General features: G+C 44.3%; 15 protein-coding genes. All 15 read left to right on the top strand.

All coding sequences use genetic code 11. From position 1 onward, the window contains the following. Positions 1 to 3: 3 nt before the first annotated feature. Positions 4 to 2244 (top strand): N-acetylneuraminate synthase family protein, encoded by a 2241-nt coding sequence (locus ACJ8HA_RS09895; protein WP_049205839.1) that lies wholly within the window; start codon positions 4 to 6, stop codon positions 2242 to 2244. Beyond that, complete coding sequence (locus ACJ8HA_RS09890; protein WP_238969193.1) at positions 2245 to 3483, top strand: oligosaccharide flippase family protein; 1239 nt, start codon at positions 2245 to 2247, stop codon at positions 3481 to 3483. Further along, entirely contained in the window at positions 3480 to 3986 is a 507-nt protein-coding gene (locus tag ACJ8HA_RS09885) for an acyltransferase (RefSeq protein ID WP_072008281.1), read from the top strand. The genes ACJ8HA_RS09890 and ACJ8HA_RS09885 overlap by 4 nt, the downstream gene beginning before the upstream one ends. 52 nt (positions 3987 to 4038) lie before the next feature. Continuing rightward, positions 4039 to 5055 (top strand): polysialyltransferase family glycosyltransferase, encoded by a 1017-nt coding sequence (locus ACJ8HA_RS09880; protein ID WP_049205843.1) that lies wholly within the window; start codon positions 4039 to 4041, stop codon positions 5053 to 5055. Positions 5056 to 5098: 43 nt separating this feature from the next. Then, a complete protein-coding gene (locus ACJ8HA_RS09875; RefSeq protein ID WP_235211398.1) occupies positions 5099 to 6217 on the top strand; it encodes a glycosyltransferase in 1119 nt (372 codons plus the stop codon). A gap of 55 nt (positions 6218 to 6272) precedes the next feature. Continuing rightward, positions 6273 to 7322, top strand: a complete 1050-nt coding sequence (locus ACJ8HA_RS09870; RefSeq protein ID WP_049205847.1) for a glycosyltransferase family 4 protein — start codon at positions 6273 to 6275, stop codon at positions 7320 to 7322. 21 nt (positions 7323 to 7343) lie between these two features. Continuing rightward, on the top strand, positions 7344 to 8438 hold the full coding sequence (locus ACJ8HA_RS09865) for a glycosyltransferase (RefSeq protein WP_080287164.1): 1095 nt from the start codon (positions 7344 to 7346) through the stop codon (positions 8436 to 8438). Positions 8439 to 8595: 157 nt separating this feature from the next. Continuing rightward, positions 8596 to 9990 carry an undecaprenyl-phosphate glucose phosphotransferase gene (wcaJ, locus tag ACJ8HA_RS09860; protein ID WP_049205980.1) on the top strand — a complete coding sequence of 465 codons (1395 nt, stop codon included), beginning with the start codon at positions 8596 to 8598 and terminating at the stop codon, positions 9988 to 9990. 56 nt (positions 9991 to 10046) lie between these two features. After that, positions 10047 to 11213 carry a hypothetical protein gene (locus tag ACJ8HA_RS09855; RefSeq protein WP_197823929.1) on the top strand — a complete coding sequence of 389 codons (1167 nt, stop codon included), beginning with the start codon at positions 10047 to 10049 and terminating at the stop codon, positions 11211 to 11213. Positions 11214 to 11280: 67 nt separating this feature from the next. Further along, positions 11281 to 13110 carry a hypothetical protein gene (locus ACJ8HA_RS09850; RefSeq protein ID WP_197823930.1) on the top strand — a complete coding sequence of 610 codons (1830 nt, stop codon included), beginning with the start codon at positions 11281 to 11283 and terminating at the stop codon, positions 13108 to 13110. A gap of 1366 nt (positions 13111 to 14476) precedes the next feature. Next, positions 14477 to 17482: a beta strand repeat-containing protein gene (locus ACJ8HA_RS09845; protein WP_442515313.1), complete on the top strand. Its 3006-nt coding sequence runs from the start codon at positions 14477 to 14479 to the stop codon at positions 17480 to 17482. Positions 17483 to 17872: 390 nt separating this feature from the next. Then, positions 17873 to 19645, top strand: a complete 1773-nt coding sequence (locus ACJ8HA_RS09840) for a type I secretion system permease/ATPase (RefSeq protein WP_025302175.1) — start codon at positions 17873 to 17875, stop codon at positions 19643 to 19645. A gap of 52 nt (positions 19646 to 19697) precedes the next feature. Further along, the gene (locus ACJ8HA_RS09835; protein ID WP_025302176.1) at positions 19698 to 21029 is read left to right on the top strand and encodes an HlyD family type I secretion periplasmic adaptor subunit; all 1332 of its coding nucleotides are present in this window, start codon (positions 19698 to 19700) and stop codon (positions 21027 to 21029) included. A gap of 2 nt (positions 21030 to 21031) precedes the next feature. Beyond that, positions 21032 to 22408: a TolC family outer membrane protein gene (locus ACJ8HA_RS09830; RefSeq protein WP_025302177.1), complete on the top strand. Its 1377-nt coding sequence runs from the start codon at positions 21032 to 21034 to the stop codon at positions 22406 to 22408. A gap of 274 nt (positions 22409 to 22682) precedes the next feature. Continuing rightward, entirely contained in the window at positions 22683 to 24107 is a 1425-nt protein-coding gene (locus ACJ8HA_RS09825) for a mannose-1-phosphate guanylyltransferase/mannose-6-phosphate isomerase (protein ID WP_043142822.1), read from the top strand. Positions 24108 to 24111 lie beyond the last annotated feature (4 nt).

Below are 24111 nucleotides of genomic sequence, written 5' to 3'. Positions count from 1 at the left end.
TTCATGTTAATTCAGAAAAAAATATCTGACTTTTTAGTGTTTGAAACCGAATCAATCATTAAAGCCTTAGAAAAAATCAACTCGAATAAAAAACGCATTATTTTTGTCGTCACCGAAGACGGCAAGCTGTGCGGCTCTTTCTCGGACGGCGATTTCCGCCGTTGGATAACTAACGGCGATTTCGACCTGAGCCGCGAAATTTCGGAAGTGATGAATCAGAATGTCCGCTATAAAAAAGTGGATGCGCCACGTAATGAGATTGAATCGCTGTTTTCGAATGGCGTTGACGTTCTGCCACTGGTTGACGATTATCGTCGTTTGGTCGCCGTTGCTCTGCAAAGCGAAAAAGGTCTGACGATTGGCAGACACACTATCACGGAGACCTCGCCGACTTACATTATTGCTGAAATTGGCAACAACCATAATGGCGACATTAAGCTGGCTAAGCATCTTGTTGACCTGGCGGTTGACGCGGGCGCCGATTGCGTCAAATTCCAAATGCGCGATCTGAGTTCTTTGTATAAGGGCGGCAACGATAAAGACAAATCCGCCGATCTTGGCGCGCAGTACACGCTGGATCTGCTGAGAAAATTCCAGCTTAGCAATGAAGAATTGATTGAAGTGTTCGATTATTGCAAGGAGAAGGGGCTGACCCCGCTGTGTACCCCTTGGGATCTGAAGAGCTTGCAAGTGTTGGAAGACTATGGCATGGAAGGTTATAAGGTTGCTTCCGCAGACTTCACTAACCACGAAATGTTGGCCGCGTTGGCCGCTACGGGCAAACCGCTGATTTGTTCTACCGGCATGTGCAGCGAAGCTGAAATTAAAAGCTCGGTGGACTTCTTGAAATCGAAAGGTGCCGAGTTTGTGATCCTGCATTGCAACTCTACTTATCCGACCCCGTTTAAAGACGTCAACCTGGCCTATATCAAGCGTCTGCAGCAGGTGACGGGCTGTCTGGTCGGTTATTCTGGTCATGAGCGAGGCATTTCAGTGCCGATCGCCGTGACCGCATTGGGCGCCAGAGTGATCGAAAAACACTTCACTATCGACAAATCCATGGAAGGCAACGACCACAAGGTGTCGTTGTTACCTCCTGAGTTCAAAGAGATGGTCGTACGTATCCGCGAAGTTGAAGAGTCCATGGGCAACGCCGGCGAACGTACTATTACCCAAGGGGAAATGATCAACCGCGAAACTCTGGCAAAAAGTTTGATTATCAATCGCGATCTGAAAAAAGGTGAAATCATCACTCGCGAGATGGTTGAAGTGAAGAGTCCGGGCCAGGGCCTGCAGCCTCTATATCTGGAGCAATTGGTCGGTAAGAAAGCCAATCGTGACCACGAAAAAGGAGGGTATTTCTACGAGTCGGATCTGAATGACGTGGCGATAGAAGCCAAGGACTATGATTTCAATCGTCCGTTCGGCATTCCTGTGCGCTATCACGATTACGGCAAGTTGAAGAATAAATCCAATCTGGATTTCGTCGAGTTCCATTTGAGCTATCAGGACATGGAGCTGGATTTGACTGAATTCTTCTCCGGCGCTGAAAATATCGGTTTTGCGGTACATAGCCCTGAGCTGTTCGCCAACGATCACATTTTAGACTTGGCGACGGATGATCCAGTTTATCTTGCTCATTCGATCAAACAGTTGCAGCGTGTCTGTGATGTGACTCGCGCGTTGAAGCAATATTTCCCGAAAACTGAGCGTCCTGTCATCGTGGTTAATGCGGGCGGTTTCAATACCACCGGGTTCTTGCCAAAAGAGTCACGCCAGGCGATGTACGACCGCATTGGCGCGGCTTTGGGTGAAATCAATCAAGAAGGCGTTGAAATCATCATCCAGACGATGCCTCCGTTCCCATGGCACTTTGGTGGTCAGAGCTATCATAACCTGTTTGTTGATCCGGACGAGATTAAAGCGTTCTGTGAAAAATACGGTTATCGCATCTGCTATGACACGTCGCATTCTATGATGGCTTGCAATTACTACCAATGGGATCTGCATGACTTTACCCAGAAGGTCGGTCCTTACACCGCACATATGCATATTGTTGATGCTTTGGGAGTGGACGGTGAAGGGGTACAGATCGGTAAAGGCGATGTGAACTTTGACGAGCTGGCTGATGATCTGCGTTGTCATGCGCCGGGAGCGCAGTTTATTCCTGAAGTGTGGCAGGGGCACAAAAACCAAGGAGAAGGGTTTTGGCATGCGCTTAACTTCCTGGAAAAGTATCTGTAAATGAGTAAAGCCATTATGGGGGCTGCGGCCTTGTCGGTAGGGGATATTCTCGGCAAGGTCATCGGCTTCATCATATTGCCTTATTTGACAGCACACCTTGGCGCGTCGGGGTACGGCGCGCTGACTCTTTATTTGTCCGTTATTCAGATCTTGATCATTTTCATTTCGTTCAGTGGTCAAGGTCTGTTGCCGGTCAAATACATTCAGGAGGGGGAAGGGAGCTCCCTGGTGTTTCGTAGAGATAACATCACCTTAGCTTTCGCTTCGAGCGTGCTATTGATGGCTATATTCTACATTGTCACACTGGTCGCCAAGATATCAGTTTCTTTCAGCGATGGTTTTCTGGTTGTTTTAGCCTCTCTGGCACAGGCGCTGAACTTTATCAATTTATCGCATTTGCGCATTAGTCAGACCTATAAAGTTGCTGCTATCGGACAATTTTTGCTTTCCGCATTCAACGTTTTATTCACGATCGCTCTTTTTGAGATGATAGCGGCGACGCCAGGACAACGTTTGATAGCGATAGCGGCATCATTTTTCAGTATTCAGTTGGCCTATGAGTTCTTTGTTTACAGAAAAATAGCGGTTGAGCGCAGTGTGTTCCAACCGGTGCGCAAGCGTTATAAGGAAATCATTAGCTACGGGGTATCCCTATTGCCGCATCACGGCAGTTATTGGATTAAATCCTCTGTAGATCGGTTCTTCATAGCCCACTACATGAGTACAGCGGTAGTCGGGGTTTATGGTTTGGCGTTTCAGCTAACCTCTATCGTTATGCTCTTTTTCGGCGTAATCAACCAGGCTTTCCAACCTTTCATTTATCGCAAGCTTAAAGCGAATGATTTTAAAGGCGTGGAATTAATTCAGTATGGCTATACAGGCTTGGTGATTATCGCTTGTGTAGCGTATTTTGTCATTTTGCCGTTTGTTTTTCCTTACCTATTTGAAACTGAGTTTAACAGCGCGATTTATTACTTTAATATTCTTCTTCCGGGAACTGCATTCTTATCTATCTATTATGTTTTTACTCATTCTTTATTTTATTACCGCAAAAATAAAGTCATTTCAATTATCACTATGGGGTCGATGATTACACATTTGATTGGTATCTTCATCATAACTGTGACAGAGATAAGAGTAGAGTATTTTTGCTTGGTATACACGTTATCAAGTCTTTTCGCCTGCGTTGTCACTATTGTTTGTGGAAGGCGAGAGTTACGGAGGTCTCAGATAAAATGATAGCAGTTCTAAAACGTTGGCTTAGGAATAGAAAAAAAGCAATATATCGCCAAAAAGTTGTAAACATGGTGGAAAGTTGCGGTAAAAATCCGAAGGTTAATTATTTGACGATTGTCAATAATAAAACAAAATTGGGTGATAATTTTAACTCTAATGGTCTTACTGTTATTGGTAAAGGGAATGTTACCATCGGGGATAATTTTCATTGTGGATTTGGATGCATTTTAATTACGGAAAATCATAATCACCACGGCAATGCTATCCCATACGATAGTACTTATATTATCAAGGATGTTATTATCGGTGATAATGTTTGGCTTGGAGTCAATGTGATTATACTTCCAGGTGTTACAATTGGTGAAGGTGCGATCATACAGGCAGGCAGTGTCGTAACTAAGCATGTTCCTGCGTTTGCTATTGCAGGAGGACATCCGGCAAAAGTGTTTTCTCAACGAGATGTTGAGCATTATATAAAATTACGTGATGAAAAAAAATTCCACTGATATATCTTAAGGCTAAAAATAACAATTGAATGAGTGCTATGGTGAAATAATTATGGATGCTTATATTGCGTATATCGAATCGCCATTGCAGGCGTTTAATTTAATAGAGTTTTTGGATGCTAAAAATATAAGTCTGGAGATCTTGATTATCAATAAAAAAACCGAAAACTCTGCACTTAATTATAATCAGATCATGAATATAGTGGATATGATTAAGTACAAAAAATTGGTTACTATTGATGTGGAAGGAACTCTAAAAAACTCATTTAAGATCAAAAGTGTTCTTAAAGGAATTGGTGAAAATTCAATAAATAAAAACAGAGTCACTCTTATTGCAGGAGAATACCGTGCGCGTGTTTTCTGGATGCTAGCCGGAAAATTTAAAAAAAGAAACATTGTTCTTCTTGATGATGGGACGGCGACGCTAAGAATAAATCGAGAGGAGGGAATTAGTCCGCGAAAAATTATCAAGTCTTTCTTCTTGAAATCCATTGGTATGGTTAACAATGAGTTCGAAAAAATCACATTCTTTTCCGTATATAACATTGAAGAAAAAGTCAAGAAGAGTGATGTTGTCATAAGGCACTGTTACGAAAATTATAAAAGAAAGCTAGCAAGCTTACCCAGTAACGATAATAAAGTGTTTATTATTGGGTCACCACTTTTTGAGGCCGGAGTAACATCGGTTGATGATATTCAATTAACATTAAATATGATAAAAGACTTATTGAATTCAAAGCCTGAATCTGTTTTTTATTATGTCCCACATCGTAGAGAAAGAGCTGAAAAAATAAAAAGGATATCGGAGCTTGTCAAAGTGAAAAGATTTGACTTTCCTTTCGAAGTGTATCCTTTAATGGAAAAAGAGAATGTGTCTTCGATTGCTGGGTTTTATTCTTCTTTATACGACAATTTGATCATGATCTACGGGGATAAGATAAAAATAACGTCTTACGTTATCAATGAGGCTAATTTGTCCCCAGAGTGGAAGTCTTTTGTCGGCTGTATATACGATAATTATTCTCGATATAATAATGCCAACATTGAACTGATTAACAAGGTGCTTTGATTAAACTCTTCCACGCTTAAATAGGTAGGCTATGAAAATTGTCATGATCAATACACTTTATGCTCCTTATAAAGTAGGTGGTGCTGAAGTTTCTGTTCAACTGCTGGCAGAGGAGTTAATCCGTAATGGTCACGATGTGACTATCTTTTGTTTGCACGACCACAGTGATATATTGAAAGATACTCTAAATGGTGTTCGTGTTTTTTATTTTCCTCTAAAAAATATTTACTGGCCATTTTCCAATGGTAGGAAAGGGCGATTAATAAAACTCGCATGGCATATCATTGACATGTACAACCCTTGGATGATGTCACTTGTTGGTAAAGAATTGGCCAGGATAAAACCTGATGTTGTACATACAAACAACTTAAGTGGCTTTTCAGTTTCTGTTTGGAAAGCAGCTAAAAAAGAAAAAATAAAAATAGTCCACACCACGCGAGATTACTATCTTTTTCATCCGAACAGTACATTGTTTAAGTCGGGTAATAATGTTGATGTTAATAGTATTGGAGTAAAACTACTTTCTGCTGTGAAAAAAATATGCAGTAGAAATGTTGATTGTTTTGTGGGTATCAGTGAGTATATTTCTAAGCTTCATAGGTCAAATAAATTTGGCATTAACTCTACTCATGCATATATCTATAATCCTATTTCATGTATTGATTTTAAAAGCGATAAAAAGAATCATGAAAATGTGCGGGTGGGCTTCATTGGACGATTGACTAGAGACAAAGGGTTTGATGATTATTGTTCGTTAGCTGCAAAATATAGAAATACCAAAGGTATTGATTTCTATGCCGCAGGGCGCTTCGGTAATGATACTGAAGGTAATGAATTAGAAATATTAGCATCTGCCAGCAATATAAAAACGATGGGTTTTATTAAGGTAGAGGATTTTATGGCGTCGATTGATGTTGTGGTTCTGCCTAATAAATGGAACGAACCATTTGGACGGGCAGTTGCTGAATCCGCCAATGCAGGGAAAGTTGTTTATACTAATTTTACGGGAGGGGTGGCTGAAATAGCAAAACTTTATGATAATATATTCCCCATCCAAGACTTTAATATTAGCTACCTTATGACTCATCCTACATTTAATGTAAATCCGGTTCTGGATTTTGATATAAAATATATTGCAGGGAAATATATCGAACTATATTGATGTCAACCGTGATATTTAAACCTCCCTTAATAATGATTAATAATTGGTGCCTTTAATGCTTTATATTAATGCAAGGTTTCTTACGCAGGATATGACGGGCGTACAGCGTTTCGCAGAACAGATATCTCGAAGTTTGAATGCAATCAGAGGCGATGTGGTTTTCCTCGTTCCTGATGAGAAATTGAAGATTGAGGCTGATCCTTCTTTTGAACTCAAGGTGATTGGAAAAAAACATGGTCATTTATGGGAACAAATCGATCTCCCAAAATATCTTAAAAGTATTGGCTCTCCACCGTTACTTAACCTGTGCAGTACTGCCCCCTTATTCTATAGAAATCAAATCGTCACACACCACGATATTACCTACAAGAGATATCCTGAGAGTTTTTCTAGACAATTCCGTTATATTTATAACTTAATCATTCCTATTATGCTAAAAAATAGCCGGAAGATTATTACGGTTAGTGAGTTTTCTAAGGGTGAGATAGCCAAAGCTTTCAATGTGGAAAAGGAAAAAATATCAGTTGTTTATAATGCGTCATCTGACAAATTTAAGACGACTGATTCAGATAGACAAGAAAAATACCTTCTTGCTGTATCCTCCCCTAATTACCATAAAAATTTTCATGGCATGTTAAAAGCCTTTGCCATGTTAGACGATAAAATTGATATTAAATTAAAGATTATTGGACGCTCTGCTGATAACTTCAATAAGCAGATGTATGCGAGCGCCGAGAATACTAATTCAAATATAGAGTTTTTGGGACGTGTCGATGACCTGGAACTTGTTAAATTATATCAGAATGCTACAGCATTTGTTTTCCCATCTTTCTATGAAGGGTTCGGGATCCCTCCTCTCGAGGCTCAATCTTGCGGGTGTCCAGTTATAGCTTCTTCTTCTGCGTCGATTCCTGAGGTTCTAGGGACGAGTGCCTTATATTTTGATCCCTACAAAATTGATGAAATCGCTACTGCAATGGAAACGATCGTCTGCAATGATTCTGTCCGCGAGGAGCTCATAAGGCTGGGTTTTGAAAACACACGTCGCTTCTCATGGGGGAAATCGGCACAAGCAGTTGATAAAATAATTTCACAATATTTATAATAAATATTACTGGGAGATTTGATGAGAGTTCTTCATGCAGCAGAAACAATCAAGGGGGGAGTGGCTACGGTCCTTCGTCAGTTGGCAAAAAGTCAGATTGCTGATAAAGGGCAGGAAAACATTTGTTGTTTAGTTCCTGCTGACCAAGCTTCAGAACTATATGGTGTTGACTCTAGGTCGATAAAATCTTTTCCTCGATTAGGGCGTGGGATTCGCGGTTTTCTACAGTTTTTCTTTATATTTACGAGAGTTGTATTGAAACATCGACCAAAGGTGGTTCATTTGCATAGTAGTTTTGCTGGTGCTTTAGGACGATTGTCGTTGATTCTTCTCTGGCCAATCTATCGCCCAAAAGTAATATATTGCCCGCATGCTTTCGCATTTATGATGACAGTATCTCGATTTAAATCACGTATATATACTGTCATCGAAAAACTATTGCTTCCTATAACTGATGTGGTCATTTGTGTCAGTCATTGTGAAAAGAAAATAGCTGTTGATGCGGGGCTTAATGAGAATAAACTGGTCGTCGTTCATAATGGCGTTCCGAGTAATGACAATTACGCTAAAAAAGTCAATTCCTTTGAAAGTAATGAGCTTATTCAACTTCTTTTTGTTGGTCGGTTCGACTACCAAAAAGGTTTTGATATTTTATCCAAAGCTATGCGCCAATTAGAAGGAAAAGCATTCCATTTGACAGTTGTCGGCGATTTTGTGCTTGAAAATGAAAATGATAAGATTCAAGATCTTCCGCAGACCACATATGCCGGCTGGTTATCCGCTGAACAATTGGCACCACATTTCTGTCGCGCTGATGTATTGCTAATACCAAGCCGATGGGAAGGTTTTGCAATGGTTCCATTGGAAGCAATGAGCTATGGATTACCTATTTTAGCGAGTAACTGTAGTTCTTTCCCCGAGGTCGTTGACGATCACATAAATGGTCGGTTATTTTCTCCTGAGCAAACGGAGGAGCTATGTCATATACTCGAAAGTACATCAAGAGAGGAATGGCAGAGAATGGGGAATGCAGCAAGAGATACGTTTAGTAAGAGATTTACGGCGGACAAGATGATTGCAGCAACCAAAAAAGTGTACCTTGATCTTGGTGCATGATATTTAAAGCGCAACGAAGATATCTTTCCTGTAATAGAAAGATTGAACGCGATTCTTCTGATATAAAATGTATTCTTCTGTTTTGTAAAAATTATATTTTTAATCTGACAGGTACTGGGGCAGGAGTTATACTATGTTGGTTAATAGGCAAACAGCTATGAATGGTTTTCGTCGTGGTGCTCTACAATCTAATGCATCTCTAACTTCAATGATACAGCGGTTTTCAGATATTATCATTATAAGCCTCTGTCTCTATTTAGCATGCAAGCTGTCAGGCAATGTATTTACCATGCAGCATTGGGTTGTAGTATTGATATCAATCGTCATATTTCAAATGGCAGGTGGTATAACCGAGTTTTATCGCTCGTGGCGTGGGGTCCGTGTTGCCTTAGAGATTCAACTTATCATAAAAAACTGGTCTTTAAGTGTTTTATTGACTATTGGTATTATATCTTTTATCGATGGTTTTTATAGTGATTTAACGCTATATGCTGAATGGTACCTCTTAGCATGTTGTGGTTTGATAATTTCTCGCTCGATTATTCGTTTATTGCTTGGCTATATGCGCAATATGGGGTTTAACACCCGTAATGTTGCGATCATGGGATCACTCCCTGTAGGTATCAAGCTAGCTGAAACTTTAAATGATGCTCATTGGATGGGCTTCAAAGTTCTCGGAATATATGATGACGAATATGACTCTATAGACACGAAAGTTGAAAAATGTGGTGATTTAGAACAGCTTATCAGGGATGCAAAAGATGGCCGGATTGATAGAATTTATATTGCGATGCCAATGGAGCAAGAACGTTTAATCAAGGATACTGTGGCTGAATTATCTGATACAACTTGCTCGGTTATGCTTATACCAGATGTTTTTACTTTTAATATTCTACAGTCGCGTAGCGAAGAAATAAACGGAGTTTCTGTAGTTTCCCTTTTTGATACGCCAATCAGCGGTGTCAATAAAATAATAAAACGCGTCGAGGATATTTTACTTTCGCTTGCAATATTAATCTTTATTTCTCCCGTTCTTTTATTGATTGCGATATTTGTTAAGTTCACGTCTCCAGGACCGATTATCTTCAAACAGAGACGTTATGGCATGGATGGGAAATCTATAATGGTTTGGAAGTTTAGATCCATGAGTGTTATGGAAAATGGAGATAAAGTTGTCCAGGCAAAAAAAGGTGATGCTAGGGTTACTGCTGTTGGTGGTTTTTTACGTAGAACATCACTTGATGAACTTCCGCAATTTATAAATGTCTTGATGGGGGACATGTCTATTGTTGGACCTCGTCCACATGCAGTAGCGCATAATGAACAATACAGAAAGCTAATTAAAGGTTATATGCTGCGTCATAAAGTTAAACCAGGAATCACTGGCTGGGCCCAGATAAATGGATGGAGAGGTGAAACGGACACTCTAGACAAAATGCAGAGCCGAGTTGAATATGATCTCGATTACATTAGGAATTGGAGCGTTTGGTTCGACATTCGAATTATTTTTCTTACAGTCTTTAAAGGATTTATAAATAAATCAGCTTATTGATTGTGATTTGTGGTTAGTATATTATAAGAAAATTTTCTTTATGAGAGCATGAATCAATGAGTATTACAACACACGCTATCGTTGATAGTAGCGAAAAGGAAAGATTTTTCCTAAATATTCTGAGGTGGGGGATTGCCTTCTTTTTCATCGCTACACCTTTCAACCCTTACGTGGGCGATGTGACTTTGTATCTTTGGATTCCTTTGGTTTTCATGGATTATGAGTTTATAAGAAAATTGTCTACAGTATCTTTAAAGATTTTATTGTTTTTTTGTGTGTGGACTGTCTTGTGCTTGGCATTTTGGCGGTACGATTTAGTCATCAAGACATTTGCTCTTGTATTGGGTGTTGCATATATTCATAAAATAGGAAAGCCTGTTTTTAGTAAAATATATGTCTGTATGCTCATTTCCGTTCTCTGGTGTATTTTACAATTTTCCTTATATGAATTCGCTGGTACAAACTATTCTGCTGCAATAGGACCAAAGGCAATATCGATTGCAATATGGGGTGACTATGCAACTAAAACTTTTACTAACCAATATGAAGTTTTTCTGTTGCCAAGAATGTCGGGGTTATCACGAGAGGCTGGTTTTTTTGTTTCCCTATTAATCATCTCGTTTATGATAAGACTAAGAGATTTTAAATTAAGGGCTTGGGAGATTGTATTATTTGCATTAGGATATATTTTCAGCTTGTCTAAGGCCTCAGTTATACTTTTTCTTATAGCAGCTGTTTACCCTTTTCGGCGTATATTGGCTAAAATTCCTGTTGTGCTCACTTTTTCACTTTTCATTGTCGTTTTCGTTTCGATCGCCAACTATCTCAATGTCGGTGTTCCTGCCTTTTTCTACGAAAATCAATCTATAGCACATCGCTTTTCTGCATCATATTTAGTCTTGAATATGAATGTACCGAGCTTCTTAATTGGGTGTGGAAAAGAATACGAATGTTTTACCAACTATCAGCCTATTGTGGATTATTTGGGGGGGTTCGGTTTCAAGCCAAATGTTGGACTTCTAGGTGTTGCCATGGAGATGGGGGTTATTGGTCTCATCGCAATAATATTTTTCTGTATGTATTTGAAGTTAGATAGTTATGATGTTGTTATCTTGGTTCTTTTTACTGCCACTGTAACATTCTTTACTGTTGATAGTTTTATAATACTGACCTATTACTATATATACTCAAATCACACAAAAAGTAGGAGTGATCTCATTTAAAGCTGCTTGTTAGTATGTTGATATCTCTCTGGGGACAAGACCAATAAATTTATTCTGGAGTCAGAAAATGAAGAAAAGTAACCCTGATTTTTCTAAGAGAGAATCACTCAAGAGCGGTGTCGTTATGGCATTGGCTTCCATTGTTGCTATTTCAAGGACAGAAAATGCCCTTGCTGATGATTCAATAAAAAATGCAAGTGCCGGTTCTTCAGCTGGTAATTGCCCTGATATTGGAAGCTTAAAGAAACTGTCTCCAATCAGTCCTGGTCAACGAATAAATGTACTCAGCTATTATTCATCGTCAGGTACTACTGCAGTTAATTCCGTGATGAAAAGCGTAGTCGCTAACCATAAGCCGTCCGTGCAATCTCAACATTCAGGAGGTGGGGAGTTCTATTACGATGCAGATGACAACACTTCTCCTGATGATGGAGGGATGGTAATTGTTACAGATGATGGTAAACGTTGGAAAAGAGTATTTTCAAACGATGAGCCTATCTTAGGCAGTTATTTTGGGATTAGCGATATACAAGATGATAATGGACCGGCGATTACTCGCGCTATTAATTTTTCCAGCAATCGTAGAATCGTTTTGCCGAGAGGAAAATTGGTAGTTAAAACACCAATTATCTTTCCTTTAGACTCTGGGGCCAAGATAGATGGGTTTGGCAAGAAAGGGGGCACGGTCATTGATGTTCGCATGAATGAAGGCTACGAAAATTTCGGTGTTTTTCATTTTCCTGGGAAATCTGATAAATCTGTTAAAAGTCCTGGCTTTCGTGCTGTGTCCATTAGCAATATTCAACTCATTGGAAATTTGAGCAAGTGTCATGGTTTTTTTCTGCAATATCAATATGCAATGCGTCTAGAGCAGGTTACTCTGGAGGGGTTTGATGGTGCGGGACTATTTATCGATAAATGCCAAGATTCTGTTTTTGAACAAGTTGATGTTTTCAATTGTGGAAGAACATCTGGCGATAGAGCCAATTTAAAAGATGGCTTTGATGAGTCTAAAACGCTGGTTAGTCCAATTGTTATAATGTCATCACTTAAAGATGATTGCAATTATCTTCGTTTTAATGATTGCCAATGGGAAGATAACCCTGTTTCACCTATTTGTGACTTTGCCGGCGGCATAGAAAACTATTTCGTTAACTTGCATGCTGAATATAATGCACATTGGGATGTCTCTGGTACTGAGGGCTGTACTCTATTTATGCAGAGAAAAGGGACAATTAAAGTTAGTGGCGGAGGAAGTGATGAAATTAAATATCTTTTGAAGCATGTTTATGGTGAATTTTATATTGATTCGCATAGGTGCAGCCCGGCGAAAAATATACAAATAAAAACAGGGACTAATAGCAGGTTCACTTTCAAAGATGTAACTATTGATACGGTTGATGCAATATCCACCTCGGGGTTTAAAATTTTCAAAGATTGCATCTTTAATTCAATTAACTGGTCAAACCTTGATGGTGACGTTTCTCTTGAGAACTGCCGTATCAAAAAGTCATTTTTTGCCAAGTCTGGCTCAAAGAAATTGAGGCTAAGAGTTATTTCTTCTATTATTGAGGGGGATATTTTTATTGATTCAAAAGCACCGAATGTGCTAATTGATGACTGCATGGTTGCAGGTGATGTCAAATTTGGTTCAAAAGATGGGATGTGGCTAAATAATAACGTCTTCGGTAGATTTACCGTTCTTGGCGTAGAGTCACGCGTAATTATCCCACCGATAAGACGCTTATTACTGCCTGGGCCTCCAAAGAACGGCCACTTTTCTGTTGGTGATGTTATCGATAACTCCTTACCACAGAGTGGTAGTTTCATGGGGTGGGTTTGTGTTGAAGCTGGCAGTCCGGGGATTTGGAAAGGTTTTGGTAAAATAGATGAGTAAATATTTTCATTTTTAGTGATATTAAATATTATCTAATTTCCCGATATCCCTGTGTTTTATGATTTTTTATTAGTTGAGCGATGTGTAAGGCAATTCAATACGGAGGAATACGTTGAAGATTGATTTCTGCTTGTTTAAGTTTATGCTGAATTAATGGGCTTGTTACATTTTGTTGTCTCTAAAGATTATCCAATGCTAATTTGACGAGAGAGTTTTCCTGCTAACGCATTGTTCTCTCGTATATTTCTATGGCAAGATTGATAGCGCTATTCCGCCCCCCTCGTAAGTTATAATATATTTCCTGTGTTTCGCCATCCCCAATGATAGCGGTTTCCCCTTGATACTGATGATGTATCTCCTCTCTGTTGTGATCATTTTTCTAAGCTACCCATAAATTTATCAAGATTTACTTTGTATACGAGGCGAATCGTCGGTTAGCGTTTGCAATTTATTTCTTTTAGCCCCTCCTTTGTTTTATCTCAATAGAGATGTTATTGCCCATCCATTTTTTACTATTTTCCATTTCTATTTAAATTCTGTTCATGATTTAATGCCATATATTACATGCTTTTAGAGAGAGGCAACAGCTCATCGTAATTAAGCTGATAACAAAGTTTTGTCAAAAGTTATTTATATAACCCTTTAGGTGTTCACTCCTCTATCAGAGAGGAGCAGGCAATTTCTTTGGCACTAGGCGGGAAGCGACACTCTTTCCGTCGTTAAATAGTTTCGTGGGGGTTATGTCATCGATAAAAGTATATTCTCGGCGCAGTGTTCACTCCTTGCGGTAGCATGGCAGAAGGTCAAGTTCGTTTCCGTGGGGTTCTGTGTTTCTGCCCCTGAATTATAATAATGAATTTTTTATATGCTTACTAATTATTTACTTGCTACTTGTTTTTCAGTGAAGGTTATGAATTATTCCTCTTCTATATCTAAAATATAACTTGAGTATAATTTCTTAGGAGTAATTCATTGTGCTGATTTCAGGGGGGTGATGCTCAGTTTTTTTGTGTATTTGCATAGTCCTATGGTTTCAATTTCTTCTTAAATTCTTTCTAATTTTTTTTATAACTATTTTGTTGTTTTTTATGTGATCTCAGTGTTTTCTATAGATTTTTAATTTATAGGAATTTTGTGCGAAAAGTTTTATCCGTTGTCTTTGTATGGTTTTTTTGCTAAAACCTTTCGTCGCCTACCTTGACATAACCTGAATCTTATCCTTTCTTTTAATTCAGACAGCTTTGCTGTCTTTGTTTGGGTATAACCAGTCGGAATGCATGTTTAGCTGCATTATTAATGAGTTATATCTATTTTATGCTTCCGATTTTTTTATGGCTTCTCAAGTTAGTCCTCTAAGGGGGGAATCATGGCTTCATTGGCGTATCAGAAAGAAGCAGCAGCTATTTTATACGCTGTTTTAGGGAAAAGCGCGTCACACGCTACGTTCGACTCAATAGGTGCGCAATTGCAGCGAGGTGAACTTTCAGCCTCAGCATATGTCACTACGTTATTGACTTCTGCGGATGGTGTAGCCCTCTTTAACGGCTTGTCAGATTTAAATGCTTTACAAATTGTTTATACAAAAATTTTTGGCTCTGCTGCACCCACCTCAACCCTGCAAGATTACCTGACGGGTAGTACTCTTGCAGAGGCTATGGCTAAAGTTGTAAATCAGGTTCTTGATTATTCGGGATTTGATTCTACTCTATCCGCTGCGCAGACTAGTCTTGATCAGCAAGTAAATGCTGTTCTGTTCCCGTCGGTAAGCGCCGCTGCCCTTGGGCAAGGCGCCTCAGACGTGCAGGCTATCTATTATGTTACGGGTGCGGCTCAATCAGCACTTGGCATAAACAACTATGGGGCGGCGATTAATGCCGGTACGAAAACCTTTGTCCAGGTAGCGCAAGAAATAATTTTCTCTGCAAATCTGACTTCTCTTAGCAATACCGATTATGTGATTCGTTTATTTAAATGGGGTTACGAAAGGTCTCCCTCAGCGACCGAATTATCTAACTATGTCACTGAACTGACAGGAGGGACTTCTCGTGCAGAAGTTCTGATTCAAGTTATTGATTCTCTTCGTGGTACTGTTGCTTCAGGCGATACTACCGCGCAGCAACATTTCAATAGCGCGACTATCAGCTATCAACCAGGGCAGCTGCCTTCATTAAGTTATCAAGAGCAGGTTTCTGCCGTTTATCTCGCAGTTCCGCAGCGTGATATTGATGCTCGTGGATTAGATGATTGGAGTAAGTATTTATCGAAAGGAGCGATGACTTATAAGGGATTTATTGGGACCATATTGAAGTCAAGCGAGTTTCAGAAGAAAGGTGCCCAACTAACGGGTGATGACTTTATACAACATGTCTACACTGGGGTACACGGTGTCGCTGCGACAGCCGCACAGCTTTTGGCGTATAGCTCGCTTGGGACGGATAAGGCACTGATTACTCAGGCTATTATCAACGACCTGCGCAACTCGACGGCCACTGACGTCACAACCGTAACTCAACAGCATGGTTTTGAATACGACATCGGTACCAGCTTGCTGTACAAAACCGCTGCGTCTCTGACGGCAACAGCCGCCGGCGGTAACGCAACCGGCACCGTCAACACCGGCACATCGCATCAAATCAGCAACGCCGAAACAGCGGTACTGACGAATGTTCAACTGAACGCCAATGCCGCTAGCATCGTGAACCTGAAGTTCGCCGACCATCTGGCGAATCTGACCATCAACGGCACCAGCGCAGCAACGGTCAACTTGTCTGACAATGGTGTTAATCCAGGTGTAGATATCACCGTGAATAACGGCAACGTCATCCTGAACGCCAGTTCGGGTGCGGATGACGTAGTTGTCACATCGGCGGCAAACATCGCGACCGGTACCGCACAGTTCAACCTCGGCGCCGGCAACGACAGCCTGCACTGGGTGGGCAACGGGGTTTCCGGTGGGGCGAACACTGTCGCGAACACGGTTAAGGCTGATGGTGGTGCGGGTACGGACTCCATCTCCGCCAACTTCATCACCAAAACTGTAGTAACCAACCAAAACGCCCTGGGCGTTCGCACCAGTACAGTGACCAGCAACGCCAACAACTTCTCGAACTTTGAGAAAATTGACCTGACCGGCTATATCGGCAAGTCCGTCGGTACGCTGATTACGACTCCGCTAATCGGTTCACCGACCACCACCAGCGTCACAACGCCGACCCACACCTTTGACTTTGGCCTGACCAACGGCACATCTACGGTGGAAGGCACCACGGGCGGCACGGTTACGCAGAACGCGGCGGCCACCAACCTGGGCTCACAAGGTTTCGTGATCTCCGGTCTGGCTAACGTCAACGTCATTAACGCCGCCGGCGGCAACGCCGCGCAGTTGGAAGTGAAAGGGGACGCGACTTCCGCCAGTACGCTGAACTTCACCTTCGTGCAGAACGCCACCGATCATTTCAATATCAACTTTGATGCGGTGAGTTCTTCCAATGTGAATGCCGGCGCCATTACCCTTAACAGCAGCAGCAGCGCCTTGTTGGGCACCGCTCTGACCACGGTGAACGTGGCCTCAGGCGGTACCGGCAGCTTTGACAACATTCTGTCACTGGGCGGCACCAATGCGCAGGTTCAGACCATCAACGTGACCGGTGATCACGCGCTGGATCTGACGTTGGGCAGCGGTTTCAGCAACGTGCGTGATATCAATGCGTCCACCAACACCGGGGGTCTGAATCTCGACTCCAGCCATGGCGGTACCGGTGACGGTATCATCGTTCAATTGCTGAACATTCTGCCGCTGAGCGTCATTACCACCAACCTGTTGGCGCCGGTGTTGACGGCGTTGGGCCTGAACGGTTACCAGATGACCGTAGAAGGCTCCAGTGCTGCCGATACCCTGGGCGTGATTGGCAACACCACGCTGACCGGTGGCGCAGGTGCCAACACCTATGACATCAAGGCGAGTAACACGCAGGCGGGTGTGACCATCAAGGACTTTAATAGCCTCAAGGACTCGATTGTCGACGTGAACCATGGCGGCCTGACTATTTCCGATGACGCCAGCGGCACTGCGGTAGCGAACTACGGTACGCGCTCTGCCGACACGTTGGATGCGTTGTTGGGGACACTGGTGGGCGGTTTGACCAACGGCGTTATCGGCCTGTTGGGTGGTATCTTGGGTCTGGATAGCAGCAACTCGCTGACGGCGAAAGTGGGTGTGGCATCCGTTGTATTCAGCGGTGGCGGTAACACTGCAAGCTCGTATGTAATTATCGACAACAACGATAACCACACGCTGGACCTCAACGATACCGTGGTATACCTGACAGGGCAAAACCACCAGCAATTGGTGGATACTCTGCACTACGCGTAAGTATGAATTCCAGTGGGTTATAATGCCCATTGAAACTGTTAGTCAATCAATAATACGGGGTGTGTAAACACCCCGTATTCTTTGAAAATTGTGAACTACGTCATTATCTCTAATTTATTCCCTTTCGTACTAAACTCGCGTTGCCCTGTCTACTATTTACCTCACTGTTTTCATTTGTTTTTTTCTGTAGTTCGTGAGGCGATTTTTTTTGCTTACGGCCTTGCTGATATCCGCTTTCTCTACCTATAGTTAGAAAAAGTATCTGCAGTCTCGAGCATGTCTGGGGTGGGGGTTCTTTAGGATTTATTCTATTTTTCCCTTTTTAGGATTTTCCTTATAAGAGTCCAATGCGGATTTTGACTGACAGTGCACATGATGTAAGGGCAGAAAGTGAATCAATTTATACCGCGCAATGAAATTGCGGATGTTATACGGACTCGCAGTAAGGTTTTTTGGACCGTTGGCATATTTACCGCATTTATTAATTTATTAATGCTTGTTCCTTCTATCTATATGCTCCAGGTTTACGACCGGGTGCTTCCTTCGCGTAATGAAATCACGCTGTTGATGCTGACGCTGATCATGCTGGGCATGTTCGGCATGATGTCGCTGTTGGAATACGTGCGCAGCATGGTGGTGATCCGTATCGGCAGTCAGCTGGATATGCGTCTCAACACGCGAGTCTACACTGCGGCCTACGAGGCGAATCTGAAAAACGGTTCTTCTGACGCCGGCCAGATGCTGAGTGACTTGACCAATCTGCGCCAATTCCTCACCGGCAGCGCGCTGTTCGCCTTCTTTGATGCACCGTGGTTTCCGATCTATCTGTTGGTGATATTCCTCTTTAACCCTTGGTTGGGGCTGTTCGCCCTGGTCGGTGCACTGTTGTTGATCGCATTGGCGGTGATCAACGAAATGGTGTCGAAAAAGCCGCTGGCGGAAGCCAGCAAGCTGTCGATTATGTCCGGTACGTTGGCCAGCACCAATCTGCGAAATGCCGAAGTGATCGAGGCTTTAGGGATGTTGCCTAACCTGAAACGCCGGTGGTTCGGTCTGCACCAGCGATTCTTGAACAGCCAACGAATCGCCAGCGAACGCGCATCGCGGGTCACGTCGATCACCAAGTTTGTGCGCATGTCGCTGCAATCACTGGTGTTGGGGCTGGGGGGGTGGCTGGCTATCGATGGGCACATCACGCCCGGTATGATGATTGCCGGCTCCATTCTGATGGGGCGAACGCTGGCGCCGATTGAGCAGGTTATTAACGTCTGGAAGAGCTACAGCGCGGCGAAGCTTTCTTATGGCCGGTTGGTTAAGCTGCTGGAAACGCACCCGCAACGTGGTACCGGTATGTCCTTGCCGCGTCCGGAAGGGGTGCTTGCCGTAGAAGGCGTCACCGCCACGCCGCCGGGATCCAAAGGCGATGCGGTATTGCATAACGTGAGTTTTGCCATTCAGCCTGGTGACGTGCTGGGGATCATTGGCCCGAGCGCATCGGGGAAATCGACGCTGGCTCGTTTGCTGGTCGGCATTTGGCCGGTCAGTGAAGGGATTGTTCGGTTGGATAATGCTGACATCTATCAGTGGAACAAGGATGAGTTGGGGCCGTATATCGGCTATCTGCCGCAGGACATTGAGCTGTTTGCCGGGACTATCGCCGAGAATATCGCTCGCTTTAACGAGATCGACTCAGAGAAGGTCATTGAAGCTGCTAAGTTGGCCGGTGTGCACGAACTGATCCTGCGTTTCCCGAACGGCTATGATTCGGTGCTCGGCAACGGTGGCGCTGGGCTGTCCGGTGGGCAGAAACAGCGTATCGGCCTGGCGCGCGCACTGTACGGCGACCCTTCGCTGGTGGTTTTGGATGAGCCTAACTCCAATCTGGATGATGCAGGCGAGAAAGCGTTGAACCAGGCCATTATGTTCCTCAAGCAACGTAATAAAACGGTGGTTCTGATTACCCATCGCACCAATTTGCTGTCGATGACCAGCAAGCTGTTGCTCTTGGTGAATGGCAACGTCAACGCGTTCGGCCCGACTCAACAAGTGCTTCAGGCGTTAGCCAATGCGCAAAAAGCGCAGACGCAACAGCCTCAGCAAGCGGTGAGGGCGGTAAATTCTGAGCCAGATGAAGGCAATATCCCAAAAACGCAAATTAATTAAGCCGTGAATTGCCTGATGGCTTTATTGCCGTCCGCAGTTTAAAGGAGTTGGTATGTCGACGCACATTGGCGAGCCGCAAGACTCGTATATTGAAGAGATCCCACAGGATGAACGGCGGTTTACCCGGATGGGCTGGCTGGTCGTGGGAATTGGTCTGTTCGGATTTTTGGCTTGGGCAGCGTTTGCGCCCCTGGATAAAGGGGTGGCATCACCGGGATCGGTAACCGTTTCCGGCAACCGCAAAACGGTGCAGGCACCGGCCAGCGGCATCATCAAAAATATCGCGGTGAAAGAGGGCGACAAGGTGAAAGCCGGTGAAGTCCTGGTGCAGTTGAGCCAGGTGCAGGCACAGGCGCAGGTCGATTCCCTGCGCGACCAGTACTACACCACGCTGGCCACCGAAGGGCGTTTACTCGCCGAACGCGATGGTCTGAGTAGCGTCACTTTTTCTCCCATTTTTACCCAGATCAAGGATCAGCCGCGTGTGGCTGAAATTATCGCGTTGCAAACGCAGCTGTTCGCTTCCCGCCGCCAGGGGCTGCAAAGTGAAATTGACGGTTATAAGCAGTCGATGGACGGGATTCGTTTCCAATTGAAAGGCCTGCAGGATTCACGCGTCAACAAGCAGATCCAACTTTCCAGCCTGCGTGAACAGATGAACAGCATGAAGCAACTGGCTGCGGACGGCTACCTGCCACGCAATCGCTATCTGGAAGTTCAGCGTCAATTCGCCGAAGTGAATAGCAGCATCGATGAGACTGTCGGGCGGATTGGCCAATTGCAAAAGCAGCTGCAAGAATCTCAGCAGCGTATCGATCAACGTTTCGCCGACTATCAACGCGAGGTCAGAACGCAACTGGCACAAACCCAAATGGACGCCAGTGAGTTTCGCAATAAGCTGCAAATGGCCGATTTCGATCTGGGCAACACCGCCATCACCTCACCGGTGGACGGCACCGTGGTCGGATTGAATATCTTCACTCAGGGGGGCGTCGTGGGAGCGGGTGACCACCTGATGGACGTTGTACCCAGCCAGGCGACGCTGGTGGTGGATTCTCGCCTGAAAGTCGACCTGATCGATAAGGTGTACAACGGGTTGCCGGTGGATCTGATGTTTACCGCCTTCAACCAAAACAAAACCCCGAAAATTCCGGGAACGGTCACGTTGGTTTCCGCCGACCGTCTGGTCGACAAAGCCAACGGTGAGCCTTACTACCAGATGCAGGTTACGGTCTCACCGGAGGGCATGAAGATGCTCAGTGGCGAGGACATCAAGCCGGGGATGCCGGTAGAGGTGTTCGTGAAAACGGGGTCGCGCTCACTGCTGAGTTATCTGTTTAAACCTATTTTGGATCGCGCTCATACTTCATTAACCGAGGAATAATTTTGATTCAATCAAAACGACAGGCTGCCGGTCTGGTTATCGGCACCCTTTTGTTTGCGATATCTGCGCCGGTTTATTCGATAGGGATTTTAGACGCATATTCGCTGGCATTAGAAAAGGACCCGACCTTCCGGGCGGCTATAAAAGAGAAAGAAGCGGGAGATGAGAACGAAAACATCGGCAGGGCGGGGCTGCTGCCGAAAGTGTCGTTGAACTATCAGAATTCGCCGCGCAATTGGCAGACGCAAAAATATCCGCAGAGCGACTTTTTCGGCAATGTTTCGGAGGTCACCCGGCGGCAACAATATCGCAGTTATTCCAGTTCGATCACGCTGACGCAGCCGCTGTTCGATTATGAAGCTTACGCGCGTTACAAAGCCGGCGTAGCGCAGACGATGATGTCGGACGAGCGCTATCGCAGTAAGTTGCTGGATCTTGCTGTTAGGGTGATTAACGCCTATGTCGAAGTGGCCTATTCCAAGGATCAAATCGCGTTGGCCGAAGCGCAAAAGGCGGCTTACAAGGAACAGTTAACCTTGAACGATCGCCTGATGAGCGCCGGTGAAGGCACCATTACCGACGTATCAGAAACCCAGGCGCGCTACAGCCTGGCCGAAGCGCAGGTAATCGAAGCGCGCGATGCGCTGGACGCCGCGCAGCGCGAATTGGAAGTGATTATCGGCATACCGCTGAACCAACTGGATGAATTGCAGGTTTTGCGGCCGGGCAAGTTTAAGGTGGCGCCGCTGATCCCGTCCAAATTTGAAGAGTGGCAAAAGATCGCGCTGGAGAACAACCCGGTGCTGGCCGCCTCGCGTCATGGCGTGGATGCCGCGAAGTATGACGTCGAAAGGAATCGGGCGGGCTTTATGCCGCAGGTTCAGCTGTATGCTTCGCATTCGGAAAACGATTCCAGCAGCGATAACACGGTTAACCAGAAATACCGTACCGACAGTATCGGCGTGCAGGTCAGTATGCCTATTTATTCCGGCGGCGGCGTTTCGGCGTCGACCCGGCAGGCGGCGGCGCGCTATGGCCAGGCGATGTATGAAATGGATGCGCAGACGGGCACCACGCTCAACGATCTGCGCAAGCAGTACAATCTGTGCATCAGCAGCCGCGCCAAGGTGGCGGCCTATGAGCTGGCGGTACAGTCTGCCACCACACAGGTGACGGCGACCCGGCAAAGCGTGCTGGCCGGGCAACGTGTCAACGTTGACGTGCTCAACGCCGAACAGCAGCTCTATAGCGCTCAGCGCGATCTGGCCTCCGCCAAGTACGCCTACATCAAGTCCTGGATTACCTTGCTGAGCGACTCAGGGACGTTGGACGAGAAGGATGTGCTGCGCGTGGCGCAGTATTTTGCCCGCAGTCGTTAGCAATATATTCACTATGAGCATTAATCTGAAAGAGCAGCACGATGCTGCTCTTTTTTGCGTTAATACGTTATGTTATCGGCTGGTGGTTCCTTCTGTATTTATACTTGCCTGGTTTATTTCTATACATAATTTTCTGTTAAGGAACGGTAGGTTAGAGGGATACATGCTTTTCGCAAAGTGTAACTATTGGTTAATGATCGAACGAATTTTAGAATGATGCTGCTGACGTGCGGCGTCGTCCTTGTAAGAACGATGGCTGAGTAAAGGGTAGATAATGTCCAAACTAATTCCTGTGGTTATGGCCGGCGGTACTGGGAGTCGTCTGTGGCCGATGTCGCGAGAATCGTTTCCTAAACAGTTTTTATCTATTGATGACAGCGGGGTGAGCCTGCTGCAACAAACGTTACAGCGTTTGTCGGGTCTGACCGGTATCGAAGTTGCTGCTCCTCTGGTTATCTGCAACGAGGAACACCGTTTTTTGGTTGCCGAGCAATTGCGCGGAATTGGGCAATTAGCGACCAACATTATTTTAGAGCCCGTAGGGCGCAATACCGCGCCGGCAGTGGCGTTAGCCGCTCATCTTGCAGCGGAAGAAGACGAAGACAGCATGCTCTTGGTGCTGGCTGCAGACCATCTGATCACGAAAGTAGATAATTTCCACGCGGCGATTCAGACGGCAATCTCTTTTGCGGTCAACAACCAACTGGTCACGTTTGGCATTATTCCGGAGCATCCGGAAACCGGGTACGGTTACATCAAACGCGGCAGTCACTTGTCTCATGATTGCTTTAAGGTTGATTCATTCGTGGAAAAACCACGTTTGGAGAAAGCGATAGAATACCTCGCCAGCGGTGAATATAGCTGGAACAGCGGTATGTTCATGTTCAAAACCGCCAAGTTTTTGCAAGAGTTGCAGCAGTTTAGCCCAGACATCTTTAACACAACCCAGCAGTCTGTGGTTAAAAGCCAACGCGACATGAACTTTATTCGGGTTGAACAAGCGATCTTCAAACACTGTCCGAGCGACTCCATCGACTATGCGGTGATGGAAAAAACGCGTGATGCTGTAGTGATTCCCATTGATGCTGGCTGGAGTGACGTTGGTTCTTGGTCCTCGCTGTGGGACGTTTCTAAGAAAGATCATTTGGGCAATGTCAATGTGGGCGACATTATCTCGATCGATTCCAATGACAACTACATTTCCTCTGAATCCGCGTTGGTGGCGACCATTGGGTTGGAAAACCTGATCGTGGTCAACACCAATGATGCCTTGCTGATCGCTCACAAGGACAAAGTGCAGGATGTGAAGAAAGTGGTTGATGAGCTTAAAAAGCGCAATCTTCATCATTTTCGCCAGCATTCCACCGCATATCGTCCCTGGGGCAAGATTTGCGACATCGACAGCGGCACGCACTTCCAGGTGAAGAAAATCATTGTCCGGCCAGGTGAAGGCTTGTCAGTACAACGCCATCTCCACCGTGCTGAACATTGGGTCGTCGTGAGTGGGACAGCAAGAGTTAACGTTGATGACCAAGAGTTCTTCTTGTCGGAAAATCAGTCTACCTTCATTCCTGCGGGCAGTGTCCATACGCTAGAAAACCCGGGAAAAATCGATTTGGAAATGATCGAGGTCAGGTCGGGGCACTATCTGGAAGAAGATGATATTGAGCGTTTGCAAGATCGCTATGGCAGAGTTTAATAGG

This window comes from Serratia sp. CY33802 (assembly GCF_052169095.1).
GTDB lineage: Bacteria > Pseudomonadota > Gammaproteobacteria > Enterobacterales > Enterobacteriaceae > Serratia > Serratia bockelmannii.
This window is presented reverse-complemented; position numbering and strand designations above follow the sequence as displayed.

Excerpts from the sequence above, each read along its gene's own strand:
- ACJ8HA_RS09895 (WP_049205839.1), top strand. The coding sequence starts at position 4 with ATGTTAATTCAGAAAAAAATATCTGACTTTTTAGTGTTTGAAACCGAA.
- ACJ8HA_RS09890 (WP_238969193.1), top strand. The coding sequence starts at position 2,245 with ATGAGTAAAGCCATTATGGGGGCTGCGGCCTTGTCGGTAGGGGATATT.
- ACJ8HA_RS09885 (WP_072008281.1), top strand. The coding sequence starts at position 3,480 with ATGATAGCAGTTCTAAAACGTTGGCTTAGGAATAGAAAAAAAGCAATA.
- ACJ8HA_RS09880 (WP_049205843.1), top strand. The coding sequence starts at position 4,039 with ATGGATGCTTATATTGCGTATATCGAATCGCCATTGCAGGCGTTTAAT.
- ACJ8HA_RS09875 (WP_235211398.1), top strand. The coding sequence starts at position 5,099 with ATGATCAATACACTTTATGCTCCTTATAAAGTAGGTGGTGCTGAAGTT.
- ACJ8HA_RS09870 (WP_049205847.1), top strand. The coding sequence starts at position 6,273 with ATGCTTTATATTAATGCAAGGTTTCTTACGCAGGATATGACGGGCGTA.
- ACJ8HA_RS09865 (WP_080287164.1), top strand. The coding sequence starts at position 7,344 with ATGAGAGTTCTTCATGCAGCAGAAACAATCAAGGGGGGAGTGGCTACG.
- wcaJ (WP_049205980.1), top strand. The coding sequence starts at position 8,596 with ATGAATGGTTTTCGTCGTGGTGCTCTACAATCTAATGCATCTCTAACT.
- ACJ8HA_RS09855 (WP_197823929.1), top strand. The coding sequence starts at position 10,047 with ATGAGTATTACAACACACGCTATCGTTGATAGTAGCGAAAAGGAAAGA.
- ACJ8HA_RS09850 (WP_197823930.1), top strand. The coding sequence starts at position 11,281 with ATGAAGAAAAGTAACCCTGATTTTTCTAAGAGAGAATCACTCAAGAGC.
- ACJ8HA_RS09845 (WP_442515313.1), top strand. The coding sequence starts at position 14,477 with ATGGCTTCATTGGCGTATCAGAAAGAAGCAGCAGCTATTTTATACGCT.
- ACJ8HA_RS09835 (WP_025302176.1), top strand. The coding sequence starts at position 19,698 with ATGTCGACGCACATTGGCGAGCCGCAAGACTCGTATATTGAAGAGATC.
- ACJ8HA_RS09825 (WP_043142822.1), top strand. The coding sequence starts at position 22,683 with ATGTCCAAACTAATTCCTGTGGTTATGGCCGGCGGTACTGGGAGTCGT.